Source organism: Polaromonas sp. P3_B4, assembly GCF_056402835.1.
This window is the reverse complement of record NZ_JBFUGQ010000001.1, coordinates 1554969-1576284: the sequence shown is the minus strand read 5'-3', so window position 1 is coordinate 1576284 and position 21316 is coordinate 1554969. Positions and strand designations below refer to the sequence as shown.

20 protein-coding genes and 2 tRNA genes are annotated in these 21316 nt (G+C 61.8%); 6 read left to right on the top strand and 16 right to left on the bottom strand.

Annotated features, from left to right (window positions below; all coding sequences use genetic code 11):
* Nucleotides 1–22: 22 nt before the first annotated feature.
* The 8 genes from AC1DVV_RS07570 to AC1DVV_RS07535 all read right to left on the bottom strand — a co-directional run bounded on the left by AC1DVV_RS07570 (nucleotide 23) and on the right by AC1DVV_RS07535 (nucleotide 7769).
* The gene (locus AC1DVV_RS07570; RefSeq protein ID WP_477665940.1) at nucleotides 23–778 is read right to left on the bottom strand and encodes an ABC transporter ATP-binding protein; all 756 of its coding nucleotides are present in this window, start codon (nucleotides 776–778) and stop codon (nucleotides 23–25) included.
* On the bottom strand, nucleotides 775–1527 hold the full coding sequence (locus AC1DVV_RS07565; protein WP_457280734.1) for an ABC transporter ATP-binding protein: 753 nt from the start codon (nucleotides 1525–1527) through the stop codon (nucleotides 775–777). The genes AC1DVV_RS07570 and AC1DVV_RS07565 overlap by 4 nt, the downstream gene beginning before the upstream one ends.
* A complete protein-coding gene (locus tag AC1DVV_RS07560) occupies nucleotides 1520–2542 on the bottom strand; it encodes a branched-chain amino acid ABC transporter permease (RefSeq protein WP_477665941.1) in 1023 nt (340 codons plus the stop codon). Before AC1DVV_RS07560 ends, AC1DVV_RS07565 begins: the two co-directional genes overlap by 8 nt.
* The gene (locus AC1DVV_RS07555) at nucleotides 2539–3402 is read right to left on the bottom strand and encodes a branched-chain amino acid ABC transporter permease (RefSeq protein WP_457280736.1); all 864 of its coding nucleotides are present in this window, start codon (nucleotides 3400–3402) and stop codon (nucleotides 2539–2541) included. Before AC1DVV_RS07555 ends, AC1DVV_RS07560 begins: the two co-directional genes overlap by 4 nt.
* 9 nt (nucleotides 3403–3411) lie before the next feature.
* Nucleotides 3412–4038: a LysE family translocator gene (locus tag AC1DVV_RS07550; RefSeq protein WP_457280737.1), complete on the bottom strand. Its 627-nt coding sequence runs from the start codon at nucleotides 4036–4038 to the stop codon at nucleotides 3412–3414.
* 182 nt (nucleotides 4039–4220) lie between these two features.
* The gene (locus tag AC1DVV_RS07545; protein WP_457280738.1) at nucleotides 4221–5408 is read right to left on the bottom strand and encodes an ABC transporter substrate-binding protein; all 1188 of its coding nucleotides are present in this window, start codon (nucleotides 5406–5408) and stop codon (nucleotides 4221–4223) included.
* Nucleotides 5409–5603: 195 nt separating this feature from the next.
* Entirely contained in the window at nucleotides 5604–7181 is a 1578-nt protein-coding gene (locus AC1DVV_RS07540) for a benzoate-CoA ligase family protein (RefSeq protein ID WP_477702275.1), read from the bottom strand.
* A 96-nt stretch (nucleotides 7182–7277) separates the two neighbouring features.
* Complete coding sequence (locus AC1DVV_RS07535; RefSeq protein WP_457280740.1) at nucleotides 7278–7769, bottom strand: flavodoxin domain-containing protein; 492 nt, start codon at nucleotides 7767–7769, stop codon at nucleotides 7278–7280.
* 134 nt (nucleotides 7770–7903) lie between these two features.
* Here AC1DVV_RS07535 and AC1DVV_RS07530 point away from each other — a divergent pair, with 134 nt between their 5' ends.
* From AC1DVV_RS07530 to boxB, 3 genes are all read left to right on the top strand, one after another.
* Nucleotides 7904–8800 (top strand): helix-turn-helix transcriptional regulator, encoded by an 897-nt coding sequence (locus AC1DVV_RS07530; RefSeq protein WP_457280741.1) that lies wholly within the window; start codon nucleotides 7904–7906, stop codon nucleotides 8798–8800.
* Nucleotides 8801–8822: 22 nt separating this feature from the next.
* A complete protein-coding gene (boxC, locus tag AC1DVV_RS07525) occupies nucleotides 8823–10517 on the top strand; it encodes a 2,3-epoxybenzoyl-CoA dihydrolase (RefSeq protein WP_477707218.1) in 1695 nt (564 codons plus the stop codon).
* A 128-nt stretch (nucleotides 10518–10645) separates the two neighbouring features.
* Nucleotides 10646–12070: a benzoyl-CoA 2,3-epoxidase subunit BoxB gene (boxB, locus tag AC1DVV_RS07520; protein ID WP_457280743.1), complete on the top strand. Its 1425-nt coding sequence runs from the start codon at nucleotides 10646–10648 to the stop codon at nucleotides 12068–12070.
* Between the two features lie 108 nt (nucleotides 12071–12178).
* Here the strand turns inward: boxB and AC1DVV_RS07515 are convergent, their stop codons facing one another.
* The gene (locus tag AC1DVV_RS07515; RefSeq protein ID WP_457280744.1) at nucleotides 12179–12565 is read right to left on the bottom strand and encodes a DUF488 domain-containing protein; all 387 of its coding nucleotides are present in this window, start codon (nucleotides 12563–12565) and stop codon (nucleotides 12179–12181) included.
* 155 nt (nucleotides 12566–12720) lie between these two features.
* On the opposite strand from AC1DVV_RS07515, the gene AC1DVV_RS07510 reads away from it, so the two are divergent.
* Nucleotides 12721–12797, top strand: a tRNA-Pro gene (locus AC1DVV_RS07510).
* A 114-nt stretch (nucleotides 12798–12911) separates the two neighbouring features.
* On the opposite strand, the gene AC1DVV_RS07505 is transcribed toward AC1DVV_RS07510, so the two are convergent.
* Entirely contained in the window at nucleotides 12912–13355 is a 444-nt protein-coding gene (locus tag AC1DVV_RS07505; RefSeq protein ID WP_477648732.1) for a response regulator, read from the bottom strand.
* A gap of 239 nt (nucleotides 13356–13594) precedes the next feature.
* Between AC1DVV_RS07505 and AC1DVV_RS07500 the strand changes: the two genes are divergently transcribed.
* Nucleotides 13595–13671: transfer RNA gene (locus AC1DVV_RS07500), tRNA-Arg, on the top strand.
* Between the two features lie 358 nt (nucleotides 13672–14029).
* Here the strand turns inward: AC1DVV_RS07500 and AC1DVV_RS07495 are convergent.
* The gene (locus AC1DVV_RS07495) at nucleotides 14030–14734 is read right to left on the bottom strand and encodes a glutathione binding-like protein (RefSeq protein WP_477702274.1); all 705 of its coding nucleotides are present in this window, start codon (nucleotides 14732–14734) and stop codon (nucleotides 14030–14032) included.
* A gap of 56 nt (nucleotides 14735–14790) precedes the next feature.
* Here AC1DVV_RS07495 and AC1DVV_RS07490 point away from each other — a divergent pair, with 56 nt between their 5' ends.
* The gene (locus AC1DVV_RS07490; protein ID WP_457280747.1) at nucleotides 14791–15477 is read left to right on the top strand and encodes a hypothetical protein; all 687 of its coding nucleotides are present in this window, start codon (nucleotides 14791–14793) and stop codon (nucleotides 15475–15477) included.
* Between the two features lie 90 nt (nucleotides 15478–15567).
* Here AC1DVV_RS07490 and AC1DVV_RS07485 read toward each other — a convergent pair whose 3' ends face one another.
* The 5 genes from AC1DVV_RS07485 to AC1DVV_RS07465 all read right to left on the bottom strand — a co-directional run bounded on the left by AC1DVV_RS07485 (nucleotide 15568) and on the right by AC1DVV_RS07465 (nucleotide 21314).
* Nucleotides 15568–16827 (bottom strand): acyl-CoA dehydrogenase family protein, encoded by a 1260-nt coding sequence (locus AC1DVV_RS07485; protein WP_457280748.1) that lies wholly within the window; start codon nucleotides 16825–16827, stop codon nucleotides 15568–15570.
* 49 nt (nucleotides 16828–16876) lie between these two features.
* Nucleotides 16877–17968, bottom strand: a complete 1092-nt coding sequence (locus AC1DVV_RS07480; RefSeq protein ID WP_477702273.1) for a phosphotransferase — start codon at nucleotides 17966–17968, stop codon at nucleotides 16877–16879.
* 21 nt (nucleotides 17969–17989) lie between these two features.
* Nucleotides 17990–18715 (bottom strand): Crp/Fnr family transcriptional regulator, encoded by a 726-nt coding sequence (locus tag AC1DVV_RS07475; protein WP_457280750.1) that lies wholly within the window; start codon nucleotides 18713–18715, stop codon nucleotides 17990–17992.
* 139 nt (nucleotides 18716–18854) lie between these two features.
* A complete protein-coding gene (locus tag AC1DVV_RS07470) occupies nucleotides 18855–19634 on the bottom strand; it encodes an oxepin-CoA hydrolase, alternative type (protein WP_477702272.1) in 780 nt (259 codons plus the stop codon).
* Nucleotides 19635–19793: 159 nt separating this feature from the next.
* A complete protein-coding gene (locus AC1DVV_RS07465) occupies nucleotides 19794–21314 on the bottom strand; it encodes a 3-hydroxyacyl-CoA dehydrogenase (RefSeq protein ID WP_457280752.1) in 1521 nt (506 codons plus the stop codon).
* Nucleotides 21315–21316: the final 2 nt, after the last annotated feature.

Sequence of the window (21316 nt, the reverse complement as noted above, 5' to 3'; positions counted from 1 at the left end):
ATGGCGCAGGCGCGCCGGTAGCCTAAACGCCCAGGTACTGGGCAAGCAATTCCGGCCTGGCATGCAGCTCGGCCGAGCTGCCTTCAAACACGACCTGGCCTTTGACCAGGATCACATTGCGGTCGGTGATCTGGGTGACGTGCTTCCAGTTCTTGTCGACGATCACGCTGCTGATGCCGGTCTCTCGGATCAGGCCGCAGATGCGCCAGATGTCCCGCGCAATCAGCGGCGCCAGGCCTTCGGTGGCTTCGTCGAGGATCAGCACGTCAGGGTTGGTCATCAGCGCGCGGCCGATCGTCAGCATTTGCTGCTCGCCGCCCGAAAGCTGCTGCCCGCCGTGGTTCAGGCGTTCTTTCAGGCGCGGAAAGGTCTCCAGCACACGTTCGTAGGTCCAGTCGTTTCTGCGGCCCACGCCGTCTGCGGCGCTTCCTGGCCTGCCGGCGCGCGCAGCCATCTTGAGGTTCTCGGTCACGCTGAGGTTGCCGAAGATGCCGCGGCCTTCGGGCACATAGGCGATGCCGAGGCGGGCGATTTCGTAGGGTGGGGCGCCCGTCATGGGCCTGCCGTTGATTGCGACCGAGCCCGAGCGCGGTTTGACGAGGCCCATGATGCTTTTGAGCAGCGTGCTCTTGCCCATGCCGTTGCGGCCCATGAGGCCTATGGTCTCGCCGCGTGCGACGTGAAAGTCTATGCCGCGCAGTACGTGGCTGGCGCCGTAGTAGGTGTTGATGTCCTGGGCGGCGATCAGGATGTCAATTTGTTTTTCTGGCGTGTTCATGAATGCTCCTCGCCAAGGTACGCGGCTTGCACACCGGCATCCGCACGGATCTGCGCCGGCGTGCCGCTGGCGATCACCTGGCCGTTGACCATCACGGTGAGCTTGTCGGCCAGCGTGAACACCGCGTCCATGTCGTGCTCGACCAGCAGGATGCCGTGGTTTTTCTTGATGGCCAGCAGCAGGGCGACCATGCGCTCGGCCTCGGCCACGCCCATGCCGGCCAGCGGCTCGTCGAGCAGCAGCACCTGCGGCTCGGTGGCCAGCGTCATGGCGATTTCGAGTTGACGCTGCTCACCGTGGCTGATAGTGCCGGCGATGCTGTGCTTGCGGTGTTGCAGGCCGGCCAGTTCCAGCGCTTCTTCTGCGCGGGTGTTGACTGCCGCGAAGTTCGTGGCGCGCTTGAGCCAGTGCGCGGCATGCGGCGCACGCGACTGCGAGGCCAGCCGCACGTTTTCCCAGACGCTGAAGGGCAGGAAGATATTGGTCTTCTGGTAGCTGCGCCCCAGTCCCTTGCCCGAGATTTTTTCGGGTGTCCAGCCAGTGATGTCGTGCCCACCCAAAGTGACCGTACCCGAGGTCGGCGGCAAGTCGCCCGAGAGCAGGTTGGTCAGCGTGGATTTGCCGGCACCGTTGGGGCCGATCACCGCGTGAATGTGGTTGCGCCAGAGATCGACCGATACGTCGTTGACGGCAGCCAACCCGCCGAAGCGTTTTGTCAGGTTCTTTGCACTGAGGAGGACTTCACTCATGGCCGGCCTCCGCCTTATTCTTGCGCTGGGTGAATTTTTCGACCAAGCCCAGGATGCCGCGCGGCGCAAACGTGACCAGCAGCACGATAAAGAGGCCCATCCACAGCTGCCAGTGCTTGCCCAGGTTGACGCTGCCGATTTGCGGCAGGTCCTTGAAGACGTGCAGCAGATATTCAAACGCGAAGGCGCCGACGATGGCGCCCGCGAAGTTACCCATGCCGCCCAAAATGACCATCATGATCGCGTGCGCGCTCATGTGAAAGCCCATGAGCTCGGGGTTGATGTAGCCCGTTTGCGCACCCCACAGGTAACCGGCCAGGCCCGCCAGCGCGCCAGCCAGCGTGAAGGCCGAGAGCTTGTAGCCGAAGGTACCGAAGCCCATGGCGCGCATGCGGTGCTCGTTGACGCGTATGCCTGCCAGCGTACGGCCGAAGGGGCTCCAGAGCAGGCGCCGCAAGAAGGCGTAGACCAGCAGCACGGCCGCGAGCGTGAAGTAGTAAAGCGTGATTTTCTTGTCGAGGTCGAAAGGCACCCAGCCGAAGATGGCCGCGCTCGGCTTGAAGTTGATGTACAGCCCGTCGGAGCCGCCCAGCACCTTGTTGTCGAAGAAGAGGTAGAACACCATCTGCGCAAACGCCATGGTGACCATGATGAAGTAGATGCCGTGCGTGCGCACCACAAAGAAACCGATGATGAGTGCGGCCAGGCCCGAGGCCGCCACGGCCACAGGCAAAGTCCACCACAGGCTGACAGGTTCGCCGGCAGGTGTCAAAAAGGCCAGCGCATAACCTGCCAGGCCAAAGTAGGCTGCGTGGCCCAGCGAGACCAGACCGGTGACACCTTGCAGCAGGTCCAGGCTCATGGCAAAAATCGCCATGATCATCATGCGCGTGACCATCTGGGTGTAGAAGTCAGTGCCGACGAAAGGGAAGGCGATCAGCGCGATCAGGCCGAGACCCAATGCCACCTGAACGCCGCGCGGCAGGATTTCGAGATTTGCTTTTGCTGAGCTCATTGCTTGAATAGACCTTCGGGCTTCCAGAGCAGCACAGCCGCCATCAACATATACACCAGCATGCCCGCCATCGAAGGCAGCAACACCTTGCCAATGGTGTCGACCAGGCCGACCAGCAGGGCCGAGATCAGCGCACCGCGCACCGAGCCGATACCGCCAATGACCACCACCACAAAACACATGATGAGGACTTGCGAACCCATGTTGGGGTAGACGCTGGCCACGGGTGCGGCGATCATGCCGGCCACTGCGGCCAGGCCCACGCCCAGCGCGAACACCACGGCGTGAATCAGCTTGATGTTGATGCCCAGCGATTCGGCCATGTCGCGGTTAAAGGCGCCGGCGCGTATCTTCATGCCCAGGCGGGTTTTGGAGATCATGAAATAAAGGCCCAGTGCCAGCGCGATGCAAACACCCGACATAAAGAGGCGGTAGACGGGGTAGGAGAGGTTGTCGGTAAGCGGAATCGAGGCGCCCAGCAAGTCGGGAATCGTCACGCCATGGACATCGTCGCCCCAGAGGATGGAGCGCACTTCTTCAAAGATATAGATCAGGCCGAAGGTCAGCAGCACTTGGTCCAGGTGGTCGCGCTGGTAGAAGTGCCTGAACAGCAGCCACTCCAGCGCCAGGCCGAAGGCGACCGACAGCACCGCGCCCAGCACGATGGCCAGCGTGAGGCTGCCCGTCAGCGTACTGAGCGACCAGGCCAGGTAGGCGCCCAGCATGTAGAAACTGCCGTGGGCCAGGTTGACCACACCCATGATGCCGAAGATCAGCGTCAAGCCGGCGGCCAGCATGAACAGCAGCAGGCCGTACTGGACGCTGTTGAGCAGCTGGATAAGGAAGTTGGCTAGATCCATAGATCAGGTTTATGTGTGGCGACGCGTAAACAACAAGAGACTGCCCATCAGGGTGAATAAACCGCCGGAGACGCGGTTAAACCAGCGCACGGCCCGGCTGGATCTCAGCAGCGGTGCGATGCGCGCCACGCCCAAGGCGCAGCCGGTCAGCACGGTGAACTCAAACGCCATGAAGGTGAGGGCGAGGATGGCGAACTGCGGCACAAAGGGCGCGGCCGGATTCAAAAATTGCGGGAAGAACGCGGCAAAGAACAGGACCGCTTTGGGGTTGCTGGCGCCGACCAGGAAGCCGCGCAGGAAAAACGAACGGCGCTGGGCTGGTGCTTCACCTGCGGCAGGATCAAAGACAGCCGCTTCACTGCGGAAGGTCTTGATCCCCAACCAGATCAGATATGCAGCGCCAATCACCTTGGCTACGGTAAAGGCGGTTTCAGACGCCGCCAGCAACGCGCCTAGTCCCATGGCCGACAGCAGCATCACACACAGCACCGCGCTGACGCTTCCAGCCACCGAAGTCATGGCCTTGCGCGGACCATGGTTGAGCGCATTCGTCATGCACATCAGCATGGTCGGGCCGGGTGTGAGGATCAGCAGGGCGACTGCTGCGACGTAGAGGAGGTAGGTAGTGAGCGTCATGGTGAGGATGCTACAAGACAGAAAGCACACCTCATACCAGTTTTACCTAAGAATGAGGCGGGGCGGCCCATGTGACTTCATACCAGCATGAGCCGCGGGACTGGCTTTGCCAGACCGCAGGCGGGCGGCCCCCTCGGGGGGCAGGGAGCTACACGAAGTGAGCGACCGTGGGGGCCACGTCTTCAGGCCATCTTGCAACCGGCGCCTGAGTCGGCCAGCGCCTTGGCTGCCACACCAATCACCTTGTTTTCCTTGTTCTCGACCACGCGCAGGTACATGTCCTGCACCGGGTTGTGCGACGGGCTCATGGTCCATTTGCCGCGCGGGCTGTCGATGACGGCGCCTTCCAGGGCCTTGTAGAGCGCCGGCTTGCTGCTCAGGTCACCCTTCACCGCGTTGGCGCCCTGAATCAGCAGCAGGCCGGTGTCGTAGCCCTGCACGGCGTAAACGTCGGGCTGTAGCCGGAAGGTCTTGGCGTAGCTCAGGCGGAACTGGCCATTGCGCTGCGTTGGCAGCGAGTCGCTGTAGTGCATGGTCGTGATGATGCCGTTGGCAGCGGGGCCGGCGGCCTCGAGCACGCCTTCGGTCAGGAAGCCGGAGCCGTACAGGGGAATCTTTTCCTTCAGGCCCGAGGCGGCGTAATCCTTGATGAATTTGGCTGCGCCGCCGCCGGCGAAGAAGCAGGCCACGGCGTCAGGCTTGAGCGCGGCGATCTCGGTCAGCAAGGCCTGGAATTCGACTTGCGGGAAGGGCAGGCCGAGCTCCTTGACGATGGTGCCGCCCGCGGCGGTATAGCTTTCCTTGAAGCCTTCAAAGGCCTCGTCGCCTGCGGCGTATTTCCAGGTGATCCACACAGCTTTTTTGTGGCCGCGGTCGACCATGGCCTTGCCCAGCGCGCGCGTGGGTTGCGAGTTGGTGAAAGACGTGCGGAACACATTGGGCGCGCACAGGCTGCGCGTGGCGGCATGCACGCCGGCGTTGGGGATCAGGCTCAGCACGCCGGAGTCGCGGGCGACTTTCTGGATGCCCATCTGCACGCCTGAATGCACCGTGCCGACGAGTACGTCGACCTTGTCGCGCTGCACCAGTTTGTTGGCGTTCTCAATGCCTTTGGATGGCTCGGACTCGTCGTCGACCTTGAAGTATTCGATTTCGCGGCCGCCGAGTTTGCCACCCTGTTCGTTGATGGCCATGCGAAAGCCGTTTTCAATGGCGACGCCGAGCTGGGCGAAGGTGCCGGTATAGGGCAGCATGAAACCCACACGCACCTTGGCGGACTGCGCACGCACGATTTCGGGCAGCAAGAGGCCGGTGGAAGCGGCACCGATAACGGCAGCACTGCGGGTCAATACAAGTCGGCGTGAAGTCATGGAATAGCTCCTGGTTGAGACTGAAGACAGTGAGACGAATAGTAAGCGTGCGTTGTGTATGCAGCCCTAGTGTAAAACCCGAGATTGAAGATTAAATTGTTTATGCCTAAAGCAATACCCGTGCCCGATTCGCGCATTTTCTGACCCTCCGGCGCAGGGTATTTTCCGGATGCCTGCTTCCCGGGGTTTTCCATGTCAGTGCGGCTGGCGCAGCTTGAAGCGCTGGATCTTGCCGGTGGCCGTCTTGGGCAGCTCGTTCACAAATTCAATCCAGCGCGGGTATTTGTAAGGTGCAAGCTGCAGCTTCACATGGGCCTTCAGTTCGTCCACGGTGGCGGCCTGCCCGGCCTTGAGCACCACATAGGCCTTGGGCTTGACGAGTTCGTCGGCGTCGGCCACGCCTATCACCGCCACTTCCAGTACGGCGGGGTGCGTCATCAGGCAGGCTTCGACTTCAAACGGCGAGACGTAAATGCCGCCGACCTTGAGCATGTCGTCGCTGCGTCCGCCGTAGGTGTAGTAGCCATCAGCGTCGCGGGTGTACTTGTCTCCGCTCTTGGTCCATTCGCCGGCAAAGGTGGCTTTGGTTTTGGCGCGGTTGTTCCAGTACATGATGGCCGCGCTGGGCCCGCTGATCTGCAGCTCTCCGATTTCCCCGTCGGCGCATTCACGCCCGTCGTCGCCGATGATGCGCAGCCCGTAACCCGGCACGGCCTGGCCGGTTGTGCCGTAGCGCACCTGGCCGGGACGGTTGCTTAAAAAGATGTGCAACATCTCGGTGGAGCCGATGCCATCCAGGATTTCGCAGTCGTATTGCGCAGTCCATTTTTTCCCGATTTCAGCGGGCAGGGCTTCCCCGGCGCTGGTGCACACGCGCAGGCGCAACTCGGACTTCGCCGGCCGGGCCGGATCGGCCAGCAGGGCCGCATACAAAGTGGGCACGCCATAAAAAATCGTGGGCTGGTATTTTTTGAGCAACGCAAACACGTCAGCGGGCGTGGGCCGCGCGGGCAGCAACACCGTGGTGGCACCCACACTCATGGGGAAAGTCAGCGCGTTGCCCAGGCCGTAGGCAAAAAAGAGCTTGGCGGCGGAATACACCACGTCGTCTTCCCGGATGCCCAGCACGCCGCGGCCATACAGCTCGGCCGTCTGGATCAGGTGGCTGTGCAGGTGTACGGTGCCTTTGGGTGCACCCGTCGAGCCGCTGGAATAAAGCCAGAAGCAGACGCCGTCGGCGCAGGTGTCTGCTATGGTTTTGGTAGCTGGTTGCGCACGCAGGACGCCGGCCAGCGTTGGATATGACGGGGACTCTTCAATGCCGGCGACGATCACGGTTTTCAGCGTGTCCATTTTCTCGAGCAGCGGCTCAAAGGCCGGGAGCAGGGCATTGGAGGCGACAAGGCCTTGCGCCCGCGAGTCGCGCAGCATGAACTCGAAGTCGGCAGGGGTGAGCAGGGTGTTGGCCGCCACGGGCACCACGCCCGCAAGAATGCAGCCAAGGAAAGCGACGGGCCATTGCGGCGTGTCCAGCATGGCCAGCAACACGCGGCTTTCAGGGGCAACTCCCTGGGCACGCAAGGCGTTGGCAAAACGGTGGGCCTGGTCGGTGAGTTCGCCGTAAGTCAGCGCCTCGCCGGTGGTGGCATCGATGAAGGCGGCCTTGCCCGCACGGCCGGCATTGCGCTGCAGCAGGTCGTGCGCGGCGTTGTAATTGCGCGGAATGGTTACCCGTGGTGGGCTTGCCGAATGGTCTGCGGTGCTTGCTTGCATGCTTGTCTCCAGATGTCTCTTGCTATTATTTTGGTAGCTGCTTGCGCACGCACATCAAGCGCTACGGGCCGATTTCTTATAAATTCATGATGCAGATCAAGCGGTGGCCGGGCTGGCACCCAGCGTCTGCAGTGCGCCGGTGAGCCACTGGCGGCACCACTCGGTACCTTCTGTCTCGGGCATGGTGCCGCTGCTGGCGTCGTGGCACCAGATATCGCCGATGCGCTGGGCGCCCAGGTCGGTCAGGCGTTCGTCGAACTTCTTGCCGCCGAAGCAGAAGGTCTGCATATAGGTGCGGTCGCCGAGCGCGATAACGCCGTAGCGCACATGCCCCAGGAATTGCGGGTTGGCGCTCAATGATTCGTAGAGGGCACGGGCGTTGTCGGGCACATCGCCGGAGCCGTAGGTGGAACTGCAGATGAGATAAAGTGCATCTTCCGCCTTCGAAGCATCAAAGACGCTGATGTCCAGGTTGTCCATCAGTTCGACCTCAATGTCGCTGACCAGGTCGGCACAATCCATTTGAATGGCCTGTGCAACATAGTCGGCGGTACTGGTCATGGTACCTACAAGGATTTTGAGTTTCATCAAGAAGTCTCCAAATAAAAGATGCAATAAACTGCTTGACATCGATTTAACCTGAAGTATACTGCAATTTAAACGAAATGCAACTGACAAAGCCCTGAAAGGGCGACTTTTTACACAGGTGCTTCTTGGAAATCATGTCCGAACAGGAATCGAAAGCCACGCTCAGTGAACTGGGCGCCCGTGTTCGTGCCTGGCGCGCGCGCCGGGGCATGACGCGCAAACAGCTGGCGTCGGACTCTGGCCTGAGCGAACGCTTTCTGGCCGATGTGGAAACCGGCAAGGGCAACGTTTCGATCAATTCCCTGGAAGCTGCGGCCCGGGCGCTGAACATTTCCATTCTTGAGCTGCTGCAAGACGCGCCGCGGCCGGCTTTGGCCCGTGTGCAAGGCCTGTTGACACGGCTGGACGACTCCCAGCTCGACCAGGCCTACAGTCTGCTTGGCAGCACCTTCGGCCTCAGCGACTCACTGGGCCGCGAGCAGCGGGTAGCGCTGATCGGCCTGCGTGGCGCCGGCAAGTCCACCTTGGGCAGCCAGCTGGCGGCCGAGCGTGGCGTGCCTTTTATCGAGCTGGACCGCGAGATTGAACGCGAAGCCGGCACCAGCATGAACGAAATTTTGCTGCTGCACGGGCAGGCCGGCTACCGGCGCTATGAGCGCCGCGCGCTGTTCCGCATCGCCGAAGACCACCCGAATGGCGTTGTCATGACCACGGGCGGCAGCATCGTGAGCGAGCGCGAAACCTTCGATTTGCTGCAAAGCCGTTTTTACTGCGTCTGGCTCAAAGCCAGCCCCGAAGAACACATGGCCCGCGTGGTGGCCCAGGGCGACATGCGGCCTTTCGACACGACCCGCGGCGCGACCGACGAGGCGATGGAAGACATCCGCCGCATCCTTTCGAGCCGCGAAGCGCTCTATGCCCGCGCCGACGCCGTGGTTGATACCGCTGCGCGCACACTGAAACAAAGCCTCAAAGACCTGGAACGCGCCGTTCCCAAAACAACCGTCCGCGACACCGTCGAACGGGCATAACCGGAGACACCCCATGAACGCCATGACAGAACCGCTTTTATTCAAACAGGTCATCGAAGGCCAGGAGCGCGAGCTCGTGAGTTTCTCCACCCACCCCAGCAAATACCAGCACTGGACGCTGAGCGTGGAGGGTGACGTCGCGCGTCTGAGGCTGGACATCAACGAAGACGGCGGCATCAAGCCCGGCTACAAGCTCAAGCTCAACAGCTACGACCTCGGCGTGGACATCGAACTGCACGACGCGATCAACCGTGTGCGCTTTGAGCACCCGGCCGTCAAGGTGGTGGTGTTCGAGTCGGGCAAGGAAAAGATCTGGTGCTCGGGCGCCAACATCTACATGCTGGGCCTGTCGACGCACGGCTGGAAGGTCAACTTCTGCAAATTCACCAACGAAACCCGCAACGGCCTGGAAGACTCCTCGCGCCATGACGGCCTCAAGGCGATTGCCTCGGTGACCGGCGCCTGTGCCGGCGGCGGCTACGAGCTGGCCCTGGCCTGCGACCGCATCATCATGGTGGACGACCGCTCTTCCACCGTCAGCCTGCCTGAAGTGCCCTTGTTGGGCGTGTTGCCCGGCACTGGCGGCCTGACCCGCGTGACCGACAAGCGCAAGGTGCGCCGCGATCTGGCCGATATCTTCTGCACGACCAGTGAAGGCGTGCGCGCCGACCGCGCCAAGGACTGGAAACTGATCGACGCCCACGCCAAGCCGCAGCAGTTTGGCGATCTGCTTGCTACAGAAATTGAAGCACTTCGCGCACAGTCCACAAGGGCTGCAGCCTCAAAAGGCATTGAGCTCACACCGCTGAAAGCAGTTATTGATGACGCCGGCTATCACTACAGCCTGGTTAACGCGCAGGTCGACCGTGAAAAGCGCATTGCCACCATCACGGTAAAAGCGCCAGCCGCAGCCATTGAGTCCACGCCCGATGCCATCGAAGCCGCAGGCGCCAACTGGTACCCGCTGAAATTGCAGCGCGAACTGGACGACGCCATCCTCAACCTGCGCACCAACGAACTGGAAGTCGGCACCTGGGTCATCAAGACCACCGGCGATGCCGGCCAGGTGATCCGCATGGACGAAACGCTGGCCAAACTGAAGGACCACTGGCTGGTCAAGGAAACCACGGGCGCGCTGCGCCGCACCCTGGCCCGGCTGGACGTCACCAGCCGTTCGCTGATTGCGCTGGTCGATGCGGGTTCGTGCTTTGCCGGCACTTTCTACGAGCTGGCCCTGGCCTGCGACCGCATCTACATGCTGGACTTGCCCGATTCACCAGATGCCGCGCCTGCACTGCAACTGAGCCCGGCCAACTTCGGCTGGTTCCCCGCCGTCAATGGCCTGACACGCCTGCAAACCCGATTCTGCGAAGACGATGCCACCATTGCACAGTTGCAAAAACTCGGCGACAGCCCGCTGCGTGCCGACCAGGCGCTGGCGCTGGGCCTTGTGACTTTGACGCCCGATGACATCGACTGGGAAGACGAGATCCGCATCATGCTGGAAGAGCGCGCCTCGCTCTCACCCGACGCCATGACCGGCATGGAAGCCTCGTTGCGCTTCCCGGGGAAAGAGACGATGGAGACGCGCGTGTTTGGGCGGCTCTCGGCCTGGCAGAACTGGATTTTCATTCGTCCGAATGCGGTGGGTGAGGACGGTGCCTTGAAACTTTTCGGCACGGGCAAGAAAGCCAAGTTCGACTGGAAGAGGGTGTAACCCCCCGAAGCGCCTGCGGCGCCTCCCCCCAAGGGGCGCCACCTGCGGCCCGGCAAAGCCGGTTCCGCGCTGGCACTGGTACTGACATTGCTGCTGCCGCCTCGCAACTTATTTGATGGAAGAACGCCATGAGCTCAATAGATCTGCAAGCCCTCATCCCCAACAACGTCCACCTCGGCGAAAACCGCCAGCTCCAGCGCGCGCTCGAGCACTGGCAGCCCGCCTTTCTCAACTGGTGGGACGAGATGGGCCCCAGTGACTTCAAGGCCAAGGAAGTCTATTTGCGCACCGCCGTCGGCGTGGATGCATCAGGCTGGGCCAGCTACGGCTATACGCCCATGCCCGACTACCGCTGGGGCATCTTTTTGGCTGACAAAGAAGAGGGTCGCAAGATCGGCTTTGGCGACCATATGGGTGAAGAGGTCTGGCAGGACGTGCCCGGCGAATACCGCTCGACCTTCCGCCGCCTGATCGTGACGCAGGGCGACACAGAGCCGGCCTCGGTCGAGCAGCAGCGCCTGCTGGGCCACACTGCGCCTTCGCTGTATGACCTGCGCAACCTGTTTCAGGTCAACGTTGAGGAAGGCCGCCACCTTTGGGCCATGGTGTATCTGCTGCACGCGCACTTTGGCCGCGACGGCCGTGAAGAAGCAGAAGAGCTGTTGATGCGCCACAGCGGAGACGCCGACAAGCCGCGCATCCTGGGCACCTTCAATGAGCCCATGGACAACTGGTTGTCCTTCTTCATGTTCACCTACTTCACCGACCGTGACGGCAAGTTCCAGCTCAAGTCATTCGCTGAATCCGCTTTCGACCCGCTGGCCCGCACCACACGCTTCATGCTGACGGAAGAAGCCCACCACATGTTTGTGGGTGAAACCGGCGTGGGCCGTGTCATCAAGCGCACGCTGGAGGTGATGAAAGAGCTGGATACCGACGATGTCGCCACGCTGCGCAAAGCCGGCGTGATTGACCTGCCCACGGTGCAAAAATTCATGAACTTCTGGTTCACCTCTTCGCTGGACCTGTTCGGCTCGGAAGCGTCGTCCAACGCCGCCAACTACTTCAGCAATGGCATCAAGGGCCGGCCGGACGAAGCCAAGTTCGCCGACCACGTGGAGCTCGAAACCGAGATGAGCATCGTTGTGCCGAACGGGCAGGGCGGTACTAAAAACGAGACGATTTCAACCCGCAACGGCATGAATGAAATCACGCGGCTCGAATACGTCAAGGACTGCAATGTCGGCGTGACGCGCTGGAACATGGGCATCAAGCGCGCGGGTGTAGACTTTGAGCTGACCCTGCCCTCGACGCGTTTCCGTCGCGAAGTCGGCGCTTGGGCCGGCAACTTCACCGATCCGCTGGGCAATCCGATCAGCGCCGCCGATTTCGAGGCGAAAAAAGACCAGTGGCTACCCACGCCGGCCGACACGGCGTTTGTGAAAAGCCTGATGAACCGCGTGACCGAGCCCGGCAAGATGGCGGCCTGGATCGCGCCGCCTGATCGCGGCATTAACGCGAATCCACTTGAGTATGAATACGTCAAACTCTAAGGGTGTGGTTTAAGCCAAGTCGGGGCCGCGGGACTGGCTTTGCCAGACCGCAGGCGCAGCGGCCCCCTCGGGGGGCAGGACGCTACACGCAGTGAGCAACCGTGGGGGCTAACCAATCCTGCCGCCGCGCTCCTTGAGGAGGTCCCGCAGTAGCGAGCGGTGGCAACGCGCCTCGTTCTCGCAGTAGCAACCCATCGCGAAATTCGTCTGGTGCGACAGCGCCGCGAGCAAGTCCAGGTTGCGGCTGGCATCTGGTTCGTTCATTTCAGCCCGGTATTTCTTGCTGAAGGCTGCCCAGTCCTTGTCGGAGTTAACCGACTGGCCCAGTTTCATGGTTTCCACGCTGGGCGCCAAATTGGGGTACCACACGTCATACCAGTTACCGGATGCAAACTCCGTTTTGGGTATACCGCGCGGTGGCCGGCGCACCGTGCCTATGCGCAGTCCCTCGCCAGCGGTGCGTGTCGTACCCAGCCTCACGATCTTGATGGCCATGGCAGTCTCCTTTGGGGTGCGATTTTGGCAGGCTTTGTTTGGAAGCGCCCGCGGGTACTGCCAGCCTTATGGAACGTGCTGGCCCCCGTAGCGTGGAGAAAAGTTGGGGCCGTGCGTGAAAGTGAGTCAAGTTCGGGCTATAATCTTGGACTTGTCGGAGTGTGGCGCAGTCTGGTAGCGCACCTGGTTTGGGACCAGGGGGTCCAAGGTTCGAATCCTTGTACTCCGACCAAAAATTCCCAGCAAAAAGCCCACTTATGTGGGCTTTTTCACGCCTGTCTGTTGGGGCGCCTCGCCAGTTCGGCCCTGGCAGCCTCAGGCCTCAGTCCTGCCAACGGCGGCGTTTTCAGGGCTTGAGCAAGGACCCAAAGTTGGATGTGCGCCAGTATTCGCGCACCTGTTCCAGTTTTTCCTGAAAATCCCGAAAGTGCAGCGGCTTGCGAACGTAGCTGTTGAGCCCGCCCTGGAGCTCTTTCACCACCGGGGAATATTTGGATTCGGACGTCAGGAGGATGACGGGTACAAAGAAGGTGCGGGGGTCGGCCCGCATGCGCTGCATGACTTCCAGCCCGCTGAGGCCGGGCAAATTCAGGTCCAGCATGACGAGTTCGGGCGGATGGTCGTTGGGCCGGTTGCTGTAAGCACCTTCGCAGAAAAGGTATTCCAGGGCTTCCGTGCCGTCGCGGGCAACGATGATTTCATGGTCCGCACCGTTTTCCTGCAATGTCACCGTGGTGAGCTCGACATGGGCAGGGTTGTCTTCCACCAGCAGCAGGATTGGTCGGGTCATGTGCGTGCCTTTGCGTATCGTTCGTGTAGACAATATACCCCTGACAGGGAACTGGCCATAGGTGAGTCATTGCGGTGTGTGAGAACCACAACAAACCACTGAGTCCGAATCACTGCGCGCCGGACACATTCGACCCTGTTGCCTGGGGCGTCCGGCAGGCGTTTGAAGGTATGATTCGCGACGAACTGAATCCTGCAGTTCGCACGTTTGCGGCTCCGCCGCGCTGACACACATACAGACTGCCCGTAGCTCAGTTGGATAGAGCATCAGCCTTCTAAGCTGAGGGTCGGGGGTTCGATCCCCTCCGGGCAGGCCAATCGACCGCTTCAAGCTACTGCGGACCCGTGATCAAAGCCAATACGTTCCTCGCGATCCTCACGTACCCGGAGGTACGTTCCGGTCGCTGCGGTACGGTTTGGCTTTGCTGACGGGCCCTCGCTACGCTTGCTATCGGCCGATTTTCTTGTCTGGGCTTCAGCCCGATGCGCTTTTATCCTCACGTACCTGAAGTACGTTCCGGTTCTTCCGGTGCGGCTCGGACTTGCTGGCGCGTTCTCGCTACGCGATCTGATCCCAAATCGGGAACAACGCTGCGGTTCCCCTCGCCACGCTTGCTATCGGCCGGTCCCAAAGCGGGGCAGTGCACTGGCAAGGCGCCGGCTACGAGCCTGAGCTCAACGCTTTTCGTACTGCGTCTTGCCAAACAGGATTTCCCGCGCCTTGTCGTCGGTGATGGGTCTGCGCAGATCGGCCAGCACTTTGACGCCGCGTTGCACGGCGGGGCGGTCGCTGATCAGGTCAAACCATTTTTTAAGGTGCGGGTAATCGGCCCAGTCGATGCCGTGGTTTTGCCAATTGCGCAGCCAGGGGAAGATGGCGATGTCGGCGATGGTGTATTCATCGCAGGCGATGAACTTGTGGGTGGAAAGCTGCTTGTCCATCACGCCGTAAAGCCGCTTCGTTTCATTCGTGTAGCGGTTGATGGCGTAGTCGATTTTCTCCGGCGCGTACTGCCGGAAATGGTGGGTTTGCCCGATCATGGGACCGACGCCGCCCATCTGGAACATCAGCCACTGCAGCACCTGGAATTTGAGGCGGTCGTTTTTTGGCAAAAACTGGCCGGTTTTTGCGGCAAGGTACAGCAGGATGGCGCCGGATTCAAACACCGGGATCGGCTTGCCGTCGGGGCCGACCGGGTCAACGAGCGCAGGAATCTTGTTATTCGGGCTGATGGCCAGAAATTCGGGCTTGAACTGGTCGCCGGTGCCGATATTGACTGGAATCGCCCGCCAGTCCCGGTCCAGCTGCAGTCCGCATTCTTCCAGCATGATGTGGACCTTGTGGCCGTTCGGTGTGGGCCAGGAGTAAACATTGATCATTGGCGCTTCCTTGGACTAACATGAGGTTGCTGCACTTTAAGAGAAAAGCCAAAACCATGTTTGAGCGGTTGAAGAAAGTCTTTGTCGGGGGTAAGGGGGATGCGGGCGACGCCGGCGCCTCCGACGATGCCGTGTCCGAGTGGGCAGGTACCCGCGGCTTTTCTTATACCGGCCTGGGGGAAGGCAAGGGTTTCGCCCTGAAAGGTTCCGTGAGTGGCAAACCCTGGAAGATGGAGCGTGGCCGGGCCTCGCGCGACTACATCCGCGGCGAAGAACTCCGCGCCCGCGGTGAGATCAAGGTCAACGACGACGTCACGGTGCTGGTCATGAACCGGGCACTGAAGGATTCACTTGAAAAACGTGCTTACCAGGCCTATACCGACACCCTGCAGACCACCGCAGACCTGAGCATGCCGGAAGAGGTGCGCTGGCTGGCCATGTATTCGGAAGTAGGTTGGGAAAGCCTGCCCAAGCCGTTCTGGCAGCGCTACGCAGTCATGGCAGACCAGCGTGTGCATGCGCAGGCCTGGCTGGACACCCACCTGGTCGACTTGCTGATGAACTGGCCGGAGCCATCACCAGATGCGCAAGTGCCTTTTATCCTGATGATTCTGCGCGGCAAGGCTTACCTGCGCATGCAATACACCCCCGCCGACATGCCGACGCTGGAACATGCGGCCCAGATCTTCACGAGCGCCTGCGAATCGGCCATTGCAGGCCTGTCCAACGACATCACGCTCTGATCGCATTGCCATTTTCAGGGTGAAATTGGCACTTTAGCCCTATGGGGTGAGCGCGAGTAGCTATTGATTTAATAGCAAAATTTGGGCGTATCAGCCGCCACGCGTGATGGGCATCTCGACTTCGCCGGGCATCAGCAAGTGCTTGGCCAGCTCAAGCTTGGCCAGAGAAGCTCGATGCACCTCGTCCGGGCCGTCGGCCAGGCGCAGGGTGCGCTGGCTGGCGTAGGCATAGGCCAGCGGGAAGTCGTCCGACACACCGCCGCCGCCGTGGGCCTGGATGGCCCAGTCGATGATCTGGCAGGCCATGTTGGGCGCCACCACCTTGATCATCGCGATCTCGGCCTTTGCAACCTTGTTCCCAACGGTGTCCATCATGTAGGCGGCTTTGAGCGTCAGCAGGCGGGCCTGCTCGATCATGCAGCGGGCCTCGGCGATGCGTTCGTGCCAGACCGACTGGCTGGCGATGGGCTTGCCGAAGGCGACGCGGGTATTGAGGCGTTTGCACATCAACTCCAGCGCACGCTCGGCGATGCCGATGCTGCGCATGCAGTGGTGGATGCGTCCGGGGCCAAGGCGCCCCTGGGCAATTTCGAAACCACGGCCTTCGCCCAGCATCAAATTGGCGGCGGGCACGCGCACATTGGTCAGTCGCACTTCCATGTGGCCGTGCGGGGCGTCGTCATAGCCGAATACCGACAGAGGGCGGATGACCTCGATGCCGGGCGTGTTGGCGGGCACCAGGATCATGGACTGCTGTTCGTGGCGGCCGGCGTCGGGGTTGGTTTTGCCCATGACGATGTAGATGGCACAGCGCGGATCGCCCGCGCCGGATGACCACCACTTGAGGCCGTTGAGGACGTAGTTGTCGCCGTCGCGTTCGATACGGCACTGGATGTTGGTCGCATCAGACGAGGCGACCTCGGGCTCGGTCATCAGGAAGGCAGAACGGATCTCGCCCTTGAGCAGCGGATCCAGCCACTGGTCCTTGTTGGCTTCGGAGCCGTAGCGGGCGATGGTTTCCATGTTGCCGGTGTCGGGCGCCGAGCAATTGAACACCTCGGCCGCGAAAGGCACGCGGCCCATGATTTCGCACAGCGGCGCGTATTCGAGGTTGGACAAACCTTCAGGCGCGCGCGGCGAGTGCGGCAAGAACAGGTTCCACAGGCCGGCGGCACGCGCCTTGGGTTTGAGCTCCTCGACCAGCCTGGTCGGGATCCAGGCATTGCCCTTGGCACGGTTCTCGGCGATTTCGCGGAAAAAGCGGGCCTCATTGGGGTAAACATGCTCGTCCATGAACTTGAGCAGGCGCGCCCGCAGTTCCTGTACTTTTGGGGTGTAGTTGAAGTCCATGAAATCTCCAGAAAGATGTGAGGCGATGTTGTGGTGAGGCAGCGGTCGTTCAGCCCTGGCTTTTCAGGGCAAAGCCCCATGCCATCTTCGCCAGCAGCGGCGCGCCGGCGGCCGAGCTGACGGCCTGGGCGCTGGAGGCCGTGCCGGCCTCGACGCGCTTGGCAATGCCTTGCAGAATGGCCGCGATGCGAAACAGGTTGTAGGCCATGTAGAAGTTCCAGTCGGCCTTGAGCGCCTCGGGCGTGGCCAGCCCGGTGCGCTCGCAGTAAAGGCGTATGTAGTCGGATTCGGTGGGAATGCCCAGGCTGACGACATCGAGCCCACCAATGCCGCGGAAAGCGCCCGGCGGGATGTGCCAGGCCATGCAGTGGTAGCTGAAGTCGGCCAGTGGATGGCCCAGGGTGGAGAGCTCCCAGTCAAGCACCGCCAGCACGCGTGGCTCGGTGGGGTGAAAGAGCAGGTTGTCCAGCCGGAAGTCGCCATGCACGACGGACACCATGCTGTCGTCGCGCGCACTGGCCGGGATGTTGGCCGGCAGCCACTGCATCAGGCTGTCCATCTCGGCGATAGGCTGGGTGATGGATGCGGCGTACTGCTTGCTCCAGCGGCCGATCTGGCGTTCAAAGTAGTTGCCGGGCTTGCCGTAGTCGGCCAGGCCTCGCTCGGCAAACTTCACCTTGTGCAGTGCGGCGACCACGCGGTTCATCTCGTTGTAGATCTCGCCGCGCTGGGCGTTGGTCATGCCGGGAAGTGACTGGTCCCACAGCACGCGGCCCCCGACGAATTCCATCACATAGAAAGCGCGGCCGATCACGGATTCGTCTTCGCAGAGGCAATACATCCTGGGCACCGGCACGTCGGTACCCTGCAGCCCCTGCATGACCTTGAATTCGCGTTCCACCGCATGGGCCGACGGCAGCAATTTGGCCACCGGTCCCGGCTTGGCGCGCATCACATAAGAAGCGGTGGGCGTGATCAGCTTGTAGGTCGGATTGGACTGGCCGCCTTTGAAGATTTCCGCGGTCAGCGGGCCCTGGAAGCCAGGCAGGTGCTTGTCGAGATAAGCGGCAAGGGCTTCGAGATCAAAAGCGTGCCCACCCGAAACAGCCCGTGTACCGACAAAGTGATCGAAATTGCTCATGCTCAAACGTGTTGTCTCTGTTTATTTGTCAATTTCAGCTTCAGAGATGCGCATCAGGGTTGCGCGGTTGCGCACCACCAAGCCTCCCGGCTCGATCCGGATGGCTTCTTCGCGCTCCATGGATTTGAGCTCCTGGTTGACGCGCTGGCGCGAGGCGCCCAGCAGTTGTGCCAATTCCTCCTGCGCCAGCTGCAGGCCGATTCGCACCTCGCCGCTGTCCGCCAGGCTGGGCACACCGTAGCTGCGCACCAGGTGCAGCAGCTGCTTGGCCAGCCTTGCCCGCAAGGGCAGGGTGTTGAGGTCTTCCACCAGGCCGAAGAGCTGCCGTATGCGCCGCGCATGCAGGCGCAGCAGGGCTTCGTACAGCTCGACATGCTGGCTCAGAATCTTGCGCAGGTCGGCGCGCGAGACGCACAGCAGCGTGGTTTCGCCATGGGCATAGGAGTCGTGGGTGCGCCGCTCGCCGTCGAAGATCGCCACATCGCCGACCCAGAGGCCCGGCTCCACATAGGTCAGCGTGACCTGCTTGCCCGAAATCGAGGTCGAACTGACACGGATGGCACCCCGCGCGCAGGAGATCCATTCTTCCGGCACATCGCCGCGGGCGCTGATGAGTTCGCCGTCTTTGTAGCGTTTGACGTAGGCGCATCGAAGTATGTCGTGCCTCAGTGATGGGGACAGGGATGAAAACCAGCGGCCGTTGTTGATGGCCTCTCGTTCCTCTATCGTAAGAATGGGATCGTCCATGGGCTGTCTTTTGAGTGACTAACAAGACGTCCATTGTCGCTTGAGGGACCCGCCCGGCGCCAGCGGGCTGTCGCATGGGTGTCGCCCGGCCGTAGGCCTGGATTGTCGGTTGGGCAGCCCGCGACCGGCTGCCTGCCGCCTAGCGGTAGTGCGGCGTGCGCTTGTTCAGGAAGGCGTCTATGCCTTCACCCGCGTTGGCGTCGTGCAGGTTGCGCACGAAGTGATCACGTTCGCGGGTGAGCTGCTCGGTCAGCGTGCTGCCGGCTGCGTCGTTGATGAGTTCCTTGATGCTGGCCAGCGCGTTGGGTGCGCGTGCATTCAGATTGTCGGCCAGTTCAAGCGCTTGGGCCAAGGCCTCGCCCGGGGCCGTAACGCGGTTCACCAAGCCAAAATCATGGAGCCGGCGCGCGCCTATGCGTTCGCCGGCCATCAGCAATTCGCTGGCCAGCGCACGCGGCAAGGCACGCGCCAGGACCCAGCTGCCGCCGCCGTCGGGCGAGAGTGCCACGGTGCTGTAAGACATCACGAACACAGCGTTGTCCGCTGCAACGACGAAATCGCAGGCCAGCACCAGTGAAAAACCTGCACCGGCGGCAGCACCTTCCACGGCGGCGATCACCGGCTTGGGATAAGTCCGGATCGAGTCGATCCAGTTGTGCAGGCCTTCAATGCTCTGGGCTTGCACCTCCGGCGCCTCGCGGCGGTTGGCCTCCAGGCGCTGCAGGTTGCCCCCGGCGCAAAACATGGCACCTTCGCCGGTGATCACCACGCTGCGGATGTCGGGGTTGTTTTCAGCGGCATTCAGTGCCTCAATGCCCGCGGCGTAAATGTCGGGGCCGAGCGCGTTCTTGAACTCGGGGTTGCTGATCGTCAGGATAAGGGTCTGACCCTCGCTCGTACCTTTGATTGCGCCTGCCATGCTAGTTTTCCAATGCATCGAAATAAGAAATAGGCAGGGACCAAGTCCCCGTACAGATCCCCTTGCCAGTGGGGGCCGCGGAACTGGCTTCGCCAGGCCGCAGGCGCCGCCCCCTCGAGGGGGGAAGGTGCTACACGAAGTGAGCATCCGAAGGGGGTGCTATTCCTCCTGGTGTAACAGGCTAAGGCCGATGGCGCCGCGCCGCCGCAGCCAGGGGGAAGGGCGGTAACGTTGGTCGCCATACACGGTTTGCATATTGAACAGGACTTCCAGCACATTGGTGGGGCCATAGCGATCGCCCATGGCCAGCGGCCCCAACGGATAACCCAGGCCCAGCGTGACGGCGGTTTCCAGGTCCTTCGGGCTGCAAATGCCTTGCTGGCAGATGTCGCTGGCGATGTTGACGATGGTGGCCACGACGCGCTGGGTGACAAAACCGCCACTGTCGCGGATCACGCTGACGGCCTTGCCGTCGCGGGCGAAGAGGGCGTGCGCGGCGTCGCGCATGTCGGTGCGGGTGGCCGGGTTGGTCGCCAGCACGCGCCGCTTGGTGGCTGCGTCGTCGATCAGCATGTCGATACCCACAGTGCGGGCCGGGTCCAGCCGTTCGACAACGGCGACGGTGGTGATGTCAAAGCCCAAAGGGGCCACCAGCATCAGGGCCTGTGGTGATGCGGAGGCGCCGGTTTCGATTTTGGCGCCCAGGTTTTTGAGCAGTTGCAACAGCTCCGAGCGGCGTGCAGCACGCGGCGACACCCACACCGGCGGGAGTTCGGTCACATCAGGGACGGCAGGCTCGGGCGGCACCTGCATGGCGCCGTCGGTGTAGCGATAAAAGCCTTCTCCGGTCTTGCGGCCCAGCACGCCGCCGGCCAGGCGCTGCGCCGTGATCACATTGGGACGGTAGCGGGCTTCTTCGTAGTACTGGTGGTAGATCGACTCCATCACGGGATGGGAGACGTCGAGCCCGGTGAGGTCCATCAGCTCGAAAGGGCCCAGCTTGAAGCCGGCCTGGTCGCGCAGGATGCGGTCTATGGTGGCGAAATCGGCGATGCCTTCGCTGACGATGCGCAGCGCTTCGGTGCCGTAGCCCCGGCCGGCGTGGTTGACGATGAAGCCGGGCGTATCTTGCGCCTGCACGGGTGTGTGGCCCATTTGCCGGGCGTATTGGCTCAAGCCTTCGCATACAGAGGGGATGGTCTTCAGGCCGGCGATGATCTCCACCACTTTCATCAGCGGAACGGGGTTGAAGAAATGGTAACCGGCCAGGCGGTCGGGGTGCTTCAGGTCTGCGGCGATGGCCGTTACAGACAGCGAGGAGGTATTGCTGGCCAGAACGGTGTGCACAGGTACCAGTGTCTCGAGTTCGGCGAACAGGGCTTTCTTGACCTCCAGCCGCTCCACGATGGCTTCGATGATGAGGTCGCAGGCCGCCAGGTCAGTGAGGGTGGAGGCCAGCACAAGCCGGTCTTTGTGCCCGGCTGCCGCGGCTGCGTCGATGCGGCCTTTTTCAACGAGCTTGTCCCATTGGGCGCAGATGGCTTCGCGCGCTTTTTCCGCGGCGCCTGCCTGCGCGTCCATCAGCCTGACGATGCTGCCGGCCTGCACGGCGATCTGCGCAATGCCGCGCCCCATGGCGCCGGTGCCAACTATTCCCACATTCGCGTAATTTACTTCCATGC